The 12,127-nt window shown below is 37.4% G+C and carries 9 protein-coding genes; 1 reads left to right on the plus strand and 8 read right to left on the minus strand.

From position 1 onward, the window contains the following. Positions 1-5 precede the first annotated feature (5 nt). The 8 genes from BFM98_RS07740 to BFM98_RS07775 all read right to left on the minus strand — a co-directional run bounded on the left by BFM98_RS07740 (position 6) and on the right by BFM98_RS07775 (position 10,276). On the minus strand, positions 6-971 hold the full coding sequence (locus tag BFM98_RS07740; RefSeq protein WP_048393399.1) for an ABC transporter ATP-binding protein: 966 nt from the start codon (positions 969-971) through the stop codon (positions 6-8). Then, positions 964-1,956: an ABC transporter ATP-binding protein gene (locus BFM98_RS07745; protein ID WP_066037022.1), complete on the minus strand. Its 993-nt coding sequence runs from the start codon at positions 1,954-1,956 to the stop codon at positions 964-966. The genes BFM98_RS07740 and BFM98_RS07745 overlap by 8 nt, the downstream gene beginning before the upstream one ends. An 11-nt stretch (positions 1,957-1,967) precedes the next feature. Then, positions 1,968-2,864 carry an ABC transporter permease gene (locus BFM98_RS07750; RefSeq protein WP_066037023.1) on the minus strand — a complete coding sequence of 299 codons (897 nt, stop codon included), beginning with the start codon at positions 2,862-2,864 and terminating at the stop codon, positions 1,968-1,970. Between the two features lie 13 nt (positions 2,865-2,877). Then, positions 2,878-3,801, minus strand: a complete 924-nt coding sequence (gene nikB / locus BFM98_RS07755; protein ID WP_054549113.1) for a nickel ABC transporter permease — start codon at positions 3,799-3,801, stop codon at positions 2,878-2,880. A gap of 66 nt (positions 3,802-3,867) precedes the next feature. After that, a complete protein-coding gene (locus tag BFM98_RS07760; protein ID WP_066037024.1) occupies positions 3,868-5,451 on the minus strand; it encodes a glutathione ABC transporter substrate-binding protein in 1,584 nt (527 codons plus the stop codon). Positions 5,452-5,933: 482 nt separating this feature from the next. Beyond that, a complete protein-coding gene (locus BFM98_RS07765) occupies positions 5,934-7,286 on the minus strand; it encodes an aspartate aminotransferase family protein (protein WP_066037025.1) in 1,353 nt (450 codons plus the stop codon). Positions 7,287-7,310: 24 nt separating this feature from the next. Further along, positions 7,311-8,840 carry a CoA-acylating methylmalonate-semialdehyde dehydrogenase gene (locus BFM98_RS07770; RefSeq protein WP_066037026.1) on the minus strand — a complete coding sequence of 510 codons (1,530 nt, stop codon included), beginning with the start codon at positions 8,838-8,840 and terminating at the stop codon, positions 7,311-7,313. Positions 8,841-8,863: 23 nt separating this feature from the next. Then, positions 8,864-10,276 (minus strand): amino acid permease, encoded by a 1,413-nt coding sequence (locus BFM98_RS07775; RefSeq protein WP_048393384.1) that lies wholly within the window; start codon positions 10,274-10,276, stop codon positions 8,864-8,866. Positions 10,277-10,509: 233 nt separating this feature from the next. Here BFM98_RS07775 and BFM98_RS07780 point away from each other — a divergent pair, with 233 nt between their 5' ends. After that, entirely contained in the window at positions 10,510-12,078 is a 1,569-nt protein-coding gene (locus BFM98_RS07780) for a PucR family transcriptional regulator (RefSeq protein WP_066037027.1), read from the plus strand. Positions 12,079-12,127: the final 49 nt, after the last annotated feature.

Here is a 12,127-nt window from a genome sequence, read left to right on the forward strand (position 1 = left end):
CTCCATTAGTTAACAAAGTGACATGCAACACTTTGCTCTTCGTTAATTTTCCTCATTTCTGGTATAGCTTGCTTACATATATCTGATGCAAAGGGGCACCTTGTGTGGAAGGTACAACCACTCGGCGGATTTTTAGGATTTGGAATATCACCAGTTAAAACGATCTTCTTTTTTCGTAATGTTGGGTCTGCAATCGGTACGGAAGCAATGAGCGCTTGTGTATAGGGATGCTTTGGTTCATTAAATATGGTTTCTTTACGCCCAATTTCTACAATGGATCCTAAATACATAACCCCAATATAATGGCTAATATGTTCTACAACACTTAAATCGTGAGAAATAAAGAGATAAGATATTTTATATTCTTGCTGCAATTGCTTTAATAGATTCAATATTTGTGATTGTATAGATACATCCAACGCAGACACAGGCTCATCAGCAATAATTAATTTTGGCTTTGTTATTAAAGCACGGGCAATACCCAAACGCTGTCTTTGTCCACCACTGAACTCATGTGCATAGCGATCAGCATGTTCAGCATTTAATCCAACGACTTCCAGCATTTCAAGCACTAGTTTTTCACGCTCTACTTTCGAAAGTTTTGTATGAATTTCTAAAGGCTCTCCAACAAGCTCCTTGACCTTCATTCTTGGATTCAATGAGGCATATGGGTCTTGAAAAATCATTTGAACAGTTTGCCTTAAGTGCCTTAATTCAGATGGCTTTGCAGTAGCTACTTCTTTCCCATCCACAACGATACTTCCATTCGTTGGTGCTATTAATCTAGTAATTAATCTGCCCGTAGTAGATTTCCCACAACCACTTTCCCCAACTAAACTAAATGTCGTACCTTCTTCTATTTCAAAGGAGACATCTATAACTGCGTTAACATATTGCTTTTTTTGAAATAACCCTCCGGCTATTTGAAAGCTCTTTTTTAAATTCTCCACTTTTAATATACTGTTAGGCATTTACTTCCACATCCTTTTTCACATATAGCCAGCAGCTACATTGGCGTGTAGCCGAAATTTTTACTGTCGGTGGACTCTCCTGATGGCATATAGACATCGCTTGATTACAACGTGGAGCAAATTTACAACCATTCGGCATATTTTGTGGGGATGGTACTTGACCATTGATAGAATCTAATACTTCTTTGTTATCACCAATTTTCGGTACAGATGCAATTAAACCTTTTGTATAGGGATGCTTGGGGCTAGCAAATAATTCAAAGACATCCGCTTCCTCTACAACCTGCCCTGCATACATGACCACTACCCTATCGCACATTTCCGCCACAACACCTAAATCATGTGTAATTAATAAAATAGCTGTCTCATTTTCTTCCTTTAGCTTTTTCATTAGCTCTAAAATTTGAGCTTGTATCGTGACATCAAGCGCAGTGGTTGGTTCGTCAGCAATAAGTAAATTAGGGTGGCAGGCCATAGCCATTGCAATCATTACCCGTTGGCGCATTCCTCCTGAGAGCTGATGTGGATATTCATAAATGATTTCCTCGGCTCTTCCTATGCCCACGCTTTTTAACATTTGGATTGCATGATGCTTACTTTCGTTTTTCGGCAGCTTCAAATGCATCTCAATTGCTTCCATTAACTGCTTGCCTATTTTTAAGACAGGATTTAAAGAAGTCATGGGCTCTTGAAAAATCATGGCCATTTGCTTGCCACGAATCTTCTGAATTTCTGATTCGGACATTTTCGTCAAATCATGTCCATTAAAATGTATAGAGCCATTGACGATTTTGCCTGTAGTACCGTGAAATAATTGCATGATGGATAACGATGTTAAGCTTTTTCCACTGCCCGATTCTCCCACTAAGCCTACTATCTCTCCTTTACGGATGGAAAAATTGACACCTCTTAAAATTTTGATTTCCTTATTATCACGTGTAAAGGACGTTTCTAAGTCAATTACTCGCAATACATGTTCTGGCATAGGCATTCTCCTTAATTATTTTTTATTTTTGGATCTAACACATCTCGTAATCCATCACCTATTAAGTTAAATGCTAGTACGGTTAAAAATATGGCAATACCTGGCATGATGACTACATGCGAAGATGTCCCTAAATAGTCGCGCCCACTACTTAGCATTACTCCCCACTCAGGCATTTCAGGGCTTGCACCTAAGCCTAAAAAACTTAAACCAGAAGCTGCTAAAATGGCTGTCCCTATACGCATTGTGACAAAAATGATTAACTCACTAATTGTTTCAGGGAAAATATGTTTCCACAGCACTCTAACATGCGATGCTCCCATAGATTGTGCTGCTTCTACATAGACATTCTCCTTCGCATTCAATGTAGCACCTCTGACTAAACGAGCAAAAGATGGCACACTAAAGATCATCACAGCAATGATGACATTATTAATACCAGGGCCCAATAAGGCTACAATGGCAATCGCTAATAATAAATCAGGGAATGAAAACAACACATCACAGCTACGCATGATGATTTTGTCAACCCACCCACCGAAGTAACCGCTAATTAAACCTAAAATAGTTCCTAGTATTAAGCCTAAAAATACGGCACTGAAACTCACCATTAAGGATATTTTTGCGCCTACTATTAAACGACTAAAAATATCTCGACCATACTCGTCCGTTCCTGCCAAATGACTTGCACTTGGTCCCTCTAATAAAGCATTATAATTCGGTTCAAAAGGATCGTAAGGTGCGATATAAGGGCCAATAATAGCGATTAAAATTAACAATCCTATAAAGATACTTGCTACCAAAGCAGCCTTTTGTTTTTTAAAAGACTTCCAAAATTCTTTAAGAGGAGAGTATTTTCTTTGTGTATTTTGCACTTGGCTATTTTGCACAGTAGTTGGTGAAGTCATTTTGTTCCCTCCCTTAAGAATTTAATTGGATTTTTGGATTTAACACGGTATAAAGCACATCAACGATTAAATTGACTAAAATAAATTCAAATGCAAATAACAGCAGTGCAGACTGAATGACGGGATAATCTCGAAAGGCAATCGAATCAATTAAAAGTCGTCCCATTCCTGGAAAACTAAAGACTGTCTCCACTACCACCGATCCTCCTAAGAGAAATCCGAATTGCAGACCTGCTACTGTTACCACAGAAATCAAGGAATTTCTTAAAGCATGGGTCACAATAACGGAGTGTTCTTTCAATCCTTTTGCTCTCCCTGTTCTTATAAAATCTGCTTGTAACGTTTCAAGCATGGAAGAACGAGTAAATCGGGCAATCATTGACATAATGCCAGCCCCTAAAGTCAAGGAGGGCAAAATATAACTTGAAAAGCCATCTAATCCACCTGTCGGAAATAGCCCTAGCTGCACTGAAAATAATTGAATTAATAATAAGCCCAACCAAAATCCTGGAATTGAGATGCCAGAAACAGCCGTTACCATACCAAAATAATCAGGCCATTTGTTTTTATTGATGGCAGAAAGAACACCAATCACCAAACCCATTAATGTAGCCCAAAACATGGAAAGGAAAGTAAGATGAAGAGAAGGCATAAACCTTGTTTTAAACATATCTATGACAGGTAGTCCTGTTGTTAAAGATGTTCCAAGCTCACCCGTCACAAGATTTTTCATATAATCCATGTATTGTTTAAGAATGGGTTTATCTAAACCTAACTCATGGCGTACATTTTCAACATCTTCTAGCGTGGCATCCTTACCAGCTACTAATCTTGCAGGGTCACCTGGTATGAAATGAATAAATAAGAATGTTAATATAGAAATGACAATTAATATCGGTATCATTTCAACAGTTCTTCTTGCTATATACTTCCACATGTGGCCTTCCTCCTTTCTATTTTTATGGAAAAGGAATTGACGAGCATCAATTCCTTTTACTGTTCATTACTCCACTTTGGCATTCTTCACATCAAGCCCACCTGTAGGGTTTACTAGCACACCGCTCACATTTGAACGTACACCATATACAACTTCATCTACCCCTAAGAAAATCCAAGGTGTATCTTGATAAACGATTTCCTGTAATTTTTCATATAATTCAGCTTGGCGATCTACATCTGAAATGGAGTTAGCTTCATCCATTAATTGATCTGCCTCCGTGTTATGATAGTAAGCTGTATTTGCACCATTCGGTGGAAATGATACGCTATGGAAAAGAGGCTTTGTTGCATTCGTTATATCCGAAGCATATGCTGACCAACTCACATACCACATTTGTAATTTCGCATCATCTGGTGTTTGTGCTCCATAGATTTCGTCTGATAAAGTTCCTTCTTCCATCGATTTAATTTCTACTTTTACACCGATTTGACCTAACTGTTGTTGAATAAACTGCATACCCTTCATCGTATCCGAGTTTGTGTTCCCCCAGATTTCAATATCGAAGCCATCTGGATAGCCTGCCTCAGCCAATAATTCTTTTGCCTTTTCAATATTGTGTTCATACATTTTTTGCTGCTTATAATAAACGGTTTTGGAAGGAATAATAGAGTCTAATGGTAAACCAAGCCCTGCATTCACCACTTTTAAATAAGCATCCTTGTCCACGGCGTAGTTAAAGGCTTGTCGAACTTTAATATCATCCAAAGGTTTTTTATAGGTATTTAATGAAACGTAATGTGCAATTGTAGAAGGAACCTTATTTACCTCTACATCTTTACTATTAGAAAGCTCATCAATATTTTGTGCTGGCACTGGATAGATAACCTGAGCATCGCCCGCTTTTAGCATCGCTACGCGCGAGCCGTTTTCTGGCACTGGTTTATAGGTGATTTTAGCAACACGTTCTCCACCATCCCAATAGCCATCAAAGTTTTCAATTGTTAAATGGTCTCCTTGTACCCATTCAACAAATTTATATGGTCCTGTACCAACAGGTTTTTTAGGTATGTCTGCTGAATTTTCTTTAATCATTTTTGGACTAATCATTTTGGCAACTCCGAAACGTGTAATCATTGGTCCATATGGTTCTTTTAAAGTAACTTTAATTTCATAGTCGCCTAGGATTTCAACAGCGCTGATTAAGCTAAAACCACGAGAATATAAACGTAAGCTTTCATCATTCATGATTCGTTCAATGTTGACCTTTACAGCTTCAGCATTAAACTGCTCCCCGTCATGAAAAGTAACTCCTTCTTTAAGTTTGAATGTATAGACTAGCGCGTCTTCACTAATTGAATAGTCATCTGCTAGAACCTTAATAATTTGACCATCTGCATTAAAGCCTAACAATCCTTCTAGCATTGTCTCCTGTACAGAACTCGAATTCGTATCCCCTGTGTTATGTGGATCCATTGAAATAAAGTTTTCATTTACAGCGATAACAAGTTCATTTTTTGAACTAGCTGTACCTGAATCTGTAGTAGACTTGTCCCCAGTATTTGATGCGTTAGAATTGTCTTTCTCTGCGCATGCTGCTAAAAGCAACGTACATAGAATTACAAAAACCAATTTTTTAACATAATTCATCTCATCTACTCCCTTTGTAAAAATCTATAAGAATATTTCTTAAAACTTAAATTAAGAAATATAATTACCAAAAAATATTTATTTTCTCCACTGATGAAAATAAGTAGGCAAAAAATAAACTATATTTTCTTACGATTAGACAATTCAATTCAGGAAAAATTGCTCCCTCAACTATCACAATTGCTTTTAATCAGAAAGTATAGTTCAAAATACAAGGTGTATTTATTCCACTGCTGAAAATAAATGAGTAAAAAAATATTCCCTCTCAGGACATTTTTATTATCAGAAAATTAATTATTTTTTAACAACTATAAACTATGAAATCTATTATTTCCACTATTTTTTAAATAAATTTCAGAATTTTATAATTATTTTTATAGAACTATAATAATTATCCCTAGAATTTTTGTTGCCTCAAAGGCCAATAATAAAAGTTCTAAAAGCCCTTATTACATGGCTTTTAGAACCTACATGAATAGTTGCTATAGCGTATTTATACTATTCACAACCACATTTAGTATGCGGTCAAGATCTTCTTGTGCAATATTAAGTGGTGGTGATAACGTTAAGACATTATTAAACCCTGCTACAGTAGCTCCATTTTTCCCAATGATGACCCCTTGCCCTTTACATGCTGCAATGACAGCATTCACTTTCTCCACAGGTAAAGGTTCTTTCGAAACTTTATCTACCACTAATTCAATTCCAATCAATAAGCCTTTGCCTCGTACATCTCCTACATTTGGGTGAGGCTGTAATTCTTGTTGCAGTGTTTTTAGTGTTGCTGCACCAATTTCCTTGGAACGGTCAAATAAAGCCTCTTGCTCAAGAATCTCAATATTTTTTAATGCGACTGCACATGCCACCGGTGAGCCACCGAATGTATTTACATGGCGGAAATAGCCGTATGCATCTGATCCAGTAAACGCCTCATATATTTCACGCTTTACCGCTGTAGCTGATAATGGTAAATAGGCACTTGTAATTCCTTTGGCCATTGTAATAATATCAGGCTTTACACCATAATTCATAAATCCAAATGGCTTCCCTGTACGACCAAAGCCACAAATAACCTCATCCACAATCATTAAAGCGCCGTGTTTTTTGCATACTTCTTCAATACCTTTTAAATAGTTTTCTGGAGGCATAATGACACCCCCACCTGTAATAATAGGCTCTAAGATCATTGCTGCAATTGTATCGCTCAGCTCCCATGTCATCGTTTTGTCTACGGCCTTTACACTCGCTAAATCTAATGGCGCAATAGTCTCACTTTCATGCTCACGATATTGATCAGGTGGTGCAACATGGATAAAGCCAGGTGATAGAGGCTCATATTTATATTTACGCTCCGCCTGCCCTGTTGCCGCTAATGCACCGAAGGAATTCCCATGATAAGCACGGTAGCGAGAGACGATTTTATAGCGCGAGCTTTGTCCTTTTTGCTGATGGTATTGTCGAGCTATTTTAAAAGCTGTTTCATTCGCTTCTGAACCACTGTTAGAGAAGAAAATAACATAATCTCCACCAAGCATTTCATTAAGTTTTTCGGCTAGTTCCACGGCTGGTAAATGTCCCTGAGATAAAGGTGCATAAGCATTTTTCATCATTTGTTCATGGGCTGCATCCGCTAATTCTTTACGACCATAGCCAACATTGACACACCATAGCCCAGCCATCGCATCAATATATTCCACACCATCTGTATCAGTAATTCTTGCACCATCAGATTTCTCTACTACATACGTGGCTTGTGGATTATAGGGTTTCATCGAATGCCATACATATTGCTCATCCTTTGCTAATACATCACTTTTAAGATTGATCTGCGTCATCGCCAAACACCCCTCATTATTATTTTAGTTTTTCGCATCGTTATTACTTGGGAACGCAAAGGAGCTTGCTGTATCCTCTGTCTCATCGGGCCAACGTTCAGAAATCGTTTTTGCCTTTGTAAAGAACCTCGCCTGATCTGGACCAAACATATGCCCTTCACCAAACTTAGAGCGTTTCCACCCACCAAAGTTATGATAGCCAACTGGGATTGGGATTGGCACATTTACCCCTACCATACCCACCTCTATTTCTTCTTGGAATTTACGCGCTGCCGCACCACTGCTTGTAAACATTGTGACACCATTGCCAAGCTCATGATCATTTATTAAATCAATAGCCTCTTGTAGTGAATCAACCCCTACTACAATACGTGCTGGACCAAAGACCTCCTCTTTGAAAATCGTCATTTCTGGTGTGACATGATTAAGTAATGTAGGACCAAGATAAAAACCATTTGACGATTCACATACTTTTGGATTTCTTCCGTCGATGACAAGATTCGCTCCTTCACTGACTGCCCCATCGATATAACGTATAATCGTTTCCTTTGATTGTTTAGTGATAACAGGACCAAAATCGACGTCTTGCTCTGTATAAGGCCCTACCTTTAGTTCGGAAATTTTATTTTTCAATATTTCCGTAAATCGTTGCTCCGTATCCTTCCCTACAACGAGTGCACCAGAAATAGCCATGCAACGCTGAGATGCTGCGCCATATGCTGCTCCTAAAAAGGCATTTGCTGTCTGTTCTAAATTGGCATCAGGCATAACAATCATAAAGTTCTTTCCACCACCAAATGCAGCGACTCGTTTATTGTGCTTTGTCCCAGTTTGATAGATATATTCAGCAACAGGCGTTGAGCCAACAAATGAAATTGCTTGAATCTCTTTATTTTCTAATAGTTCATCGACTGCCTCTTTATCTCCATTAACCACTGTCCAAATACCGTCTGGTAGACCTGCCTCTTTCCATAATTGGCACAAATATAATGCTGAAATAGGTACACGTTCAGATGGCTTTAGAATAACTGCATTTCCTACCGCAACAGCCATACTTGTAATAGCCAGTGGTACCATAACAGGGAAATTAAATGGTGCAATGGTTGCTACTACACCAAGAGGCGATTTGGCAGAAAAAGCATTAATATTTCCACCTACATTGACGGAATACTCTCCTTTTAGCAATTGGGGGGCACTGATCGCCATATCCACAGATTCAATACCACGAACAATTTCACCTTTCGCATCTTCCTTAGTTTTTCCACTTTCTTGGCAAATCACATTGATAAGTTCTTCCTGTCTTTCTACTAACAGCTGACGGAAACGATGTAGCACTTCTACCCGCTTCCCAATTGATGTTTTTTTCCATGCTGAAAAGGCTTCCTTAGCTAACTGAATAGCATGCTTTACCTCGGCTCTTGAAGCAAGGGGTACTCTTGCAATAACCTCACCTGTTGACGGATTATATACTTCAGAGAATCTGTTACTTGTACCTGCTACCTCTTCTCCTTTGATAAAATGTGTTAGCGTTTTCATTTCTTGTTGAACTGTCATAATTGACCACTCCTTTTTTCGTCTTATTGTTCAAAATCAAACTTGTCTTTTGTGAAAAGGGAACTTGATTCATCGGCTTGTTTGATCACCTTTTTCTTTTGAGTCAGCATATAGAAAATCATCACAATGGCCACAATAACGCATGTAAATAAAATTTGTGAGCGCATAGACTCTATAAAGAACATCGCAATGAGTAATGCTGTTGTTGCTACTATTGTTAAATATGTTAAATATGGAAATAGCCACATTTTCACCTTTAATAGCTCTGGATTTTCTTGCTCAATCTTCCGTCGCATTCTTAACTGTGAAAAGGCAATGATTAAATAAAGAATCAACGTAATAGCACTACAAGAACTTAATAAAAACATAAATACTTTATCTGGCGACACATAGTTCATAATGACCGCAATATATGAGAAAAATGTTGCGGCAAGTATGGCATTAACAGGTGCACCATTTTTATTTAATTTTAAAAATGCCTTTGGTGCTTCTCCTTTTTCCGCTAAAGAAAATACCATTCTTGATGTAGCATATAGTGCTGAATTTAGGCATGATAATACAGCAGTTAAAACAACAAAATTCATAATTTGTGCGGCTGCAGGAATACCAATATAATCAAGTACCGCTACATAAGGACTTGTTAAAATATCTGAGGAATGCCAAGGCAATAGCGTCACTACAACTGCAATAGAGCCTACATAGAAAATTAAAATACGCCAAGTAATAGAATTGGTAGCTTTTGTGACAGCGGCTAACGGTTCATCCGATTCACCAGCAGCAATCGCAACGATTTCTGTCCCCATAAATGAAAAAATAACTATAACGACACCCATTAGAACAGCGCCAAAACCATTTGGTAAAAAACCACCCTGTTCAACTAAATTGGTCATACCAACAGCATTAAAGTTTGGAGCAATACCAAAGATAATAAAAGCACCAAGACCTAGAAAAACGACTATACTTGCAACCTTAATAAGAGAGAACCAATACTCAAACTCACCAAAAGCTTTGACAGAAAGAACATTTGTTAATGTAAGTGCTACAGTTAATAACAGACTTAAAAGCCATAAAGGAATCCCATCGTACCAATATTGAATAATGGCAGCTGCTGCTGTTGCCTCTAAAGCAATGGCAATCACCCAGAAAAACCAGTACAACCATCCAATCATAAAACCTGCCCACGGACCAATGGCTTCATGTGCATAGTGAGCAAACGATCCACTCGTTGGATTGACTGCCGCCATCTCACCTAGCATACGCATAACTAATACAACGATAATTCCTGCAAATATATACGATAAAATTGCCCCTGGACCAGCTAGGTTAATGACCGAGCCACTCCCCATAAATAGTCCAGCACCGATTACACCGGCAATCGCAATCATCGTCATATGCCGCTTCTTTAATCCTCTTTGTAAATGCGTTTGTTGCCCCATATCTGTCACCTCTTTTAGTAGATTGCTTGATCGCTTACAAAAATCTTACATCTTTCATAACGTTGAAGTAATAGACAAACTGTAAAATTCTATACTTTTGTTTTATACATAATGTAAAATAGACTAAATATTCTTAAAATAATTTTTAAACGATTTTATGAGTAAATTTTTAGCACCAAGCAGAAATTATTGAATTCCAACCACAGACACGCATGTCAAAAGGAGGGGCAAAAATGAGCCCATTTCAACTAAAAGTACTAGACGTTTTACAGAATAAATATTTTCAAAATGCAGAGGTAGTTGCAGGTCATGAGGGATTAACAAGGAGCGTTAAATGGGCACATGTACTAGAAATCATACATGTTGATAATTTTTTAGTTGGTGAAGAGTTAGTATTAACTACAGGGCTTAGTCTCCAACATAGTATTGAGGACTTTGTATCCTTTATAGAAGCCATCATTCAAAAAAATTGTGCAGCACTTTGTATTGAATATGGCACCTCTATTCAAGCAGTACCTGAAGCGATTTTAACACTTGCCAACCGCCACCAGTTTCCTATTATTGTTTTTCATGAAGCAGTTCCTTTTGTTCGTATTACACAGGATTTACATAGTCAAATTATCAATCAGCAATATCTATTGATTTCTTCACTAGAAGCTTACTCACAAACATTGAACAAAAATGCAGTATTGGGACAAAACACGGACGATATTTTACAAAATATGTATAATGAATTGAAAATACAAATTATGTTTTCCATTAAGGGAAGAGAACCTGTCTTTTTCCCGAATATGGCTCATAAAAAGCGGCAGCAATTCCTAACATTGAATACATCGTCTCAGCAATTTAAACATGAGCCTATTTTTCTATTTGATCAACATTATGCCGATTTATCAATTTATCGAGAAGATGGGCTTTTCTCCGAATTTGAATTATTAATATTAGATCGCACGGCAACAGCGTTGGCACAGCTTTTAATGCGAGAGTTCTATATTGAGGAAAAAAAGAATATTGAGGATGCTTCGATTTTAGCTGATTGGATTGATCAAAAACTATCTAAGGAGGAAATCTATAAATTTATCGTTACACATTATACTAACTATACACAATCCAGTGGCACTGTCTTTATTTTGGCTTCTCCTAATACGTTGACAAAGGCACAGGAGGATGTAGTCTATAGTAAGCTTTATTATCGTAATCTCTTTGAGCAACATGGCTTTATTCCATTTTTATTTGAAAGAAAAAGCTATGTTATTTTTATTTTACTGCATACAAAAGATAGTAAAGCCATTCGTGATATGCTAAACAACATGTTTTCCTCTTTGGTCAAAACTGAATTTTATAAAAAGCAGCAGGCACAAGGTTATCAGATAGCTATTGGGAAGGTTGTTTGTGATGTAGATGAAATTCCTAAAAGCTATCAAACTGCACTAGAAACCTTATATATTTGTCGAAAAGTACAAACGTCCTCGTTCTTTTACGATGATCTGCATTTATATCATTTAATCTATAAATTACAAATGCAGGTGGATTTACAGGAAGTGATTTATGACTATTTACAGCCCGTTATTGAATACGATGAAAAATATAATAGTAAGCTTCTCGAAACATTGCAGGTGTATTTACAAACAAATGGCTCTAAACAGCAAACAGCGAATCAATTGTTTATTGTTCGTCAAACACTCTATCACCGCTTAAAAAAGCTTGAAAGTTTACTTGGTAAAAATTTTATGAACGGGCATAACCGCATTACACTTGAATTTATGCTACTAGCCAATTCATTAATCGAGGATAAGAGCTAGAAAAAAGTTGGCACGCTTAAAAGGTTAACTCCCCTCCTAAGCGTGCCCT

Origin of the sequence: Lysinibacillus sp. AR18-8, from assembly GCF_001705465.1 — a bacterium.
Classification (GTDB): domain Bacteria; phylum Bacillota; class Bacilli; order Bacillales_A; family Planococcaceae; genus Lysinibacillus; species Lysinibacillus capsici.

Excerpts from the sequence above, each read along its gene's own strand:
- BFM98_RS07765 (WP_066037025.1), bottom strand. The coding sequence starts at position 7,286 with ATGACGCAGATCAATCTTAAAAGTGATGTATTAGCAAAGGATGAGCAA.
- BFM98_RS07750 (WP_066037023.1), bottom strand. The coding sequence starts at position 2,864 with ATGACTTCACCAACTACTGTGCAAAATAGCCAAGTGCAAAATACACAA.
- BFM98_RS07740 (WP_048393399.1), bottom strand. The coding sequence starts at position 971 with ATGCCTAACAGTATATTAAAAGTGGAGAATTTAAAAAAGAGCTTTCAA.
- BFM98_RS07775 (WP_048393384.1), bottom strand. The coding sequence starts at position 10,276 with ATGGGGCAACAAACGCATTTACAAAGAGGATTAAAGAAGCGGCATATG.
- BFM98_RS07780 (WP_066037027.1), top strand. The coding sequence starts at position 10,510 with ATGAGCCCATTTCAACTAAAAGTACTAGACGTTTTACAGAATAAATAT.
- BFM98_RS07770 (WP_066037026.1), bottom strand. The coding sequence starts at position 8,840 with ATGACAGTTCAACAAGAAATGAAAACGCTAACACATTTTATCAAAGGA.
- BFM98_RS07745 (WP_066037022.1), bottom strand. The coding sequence starts at position 1,956 with ATGCCAGAACATGTATTGCGAGTAATTGACTTAGAAACGTCCTTTACA.
- BFM98_RS07760 (WP_066037024.1), bottom strand. The coding sequence starts at position 5,451 with ATGAATTATGTTAAAAAATTGGTTTTTGTAATTCTATGTACGTTGCTT.
- nikB (WP_054549113.1), bottom strand. The coding sequence starts at position 3,801 with ATGTGGAAGTATATAGCAAGAAGAACTGTTGAAATGATACCGATATTA.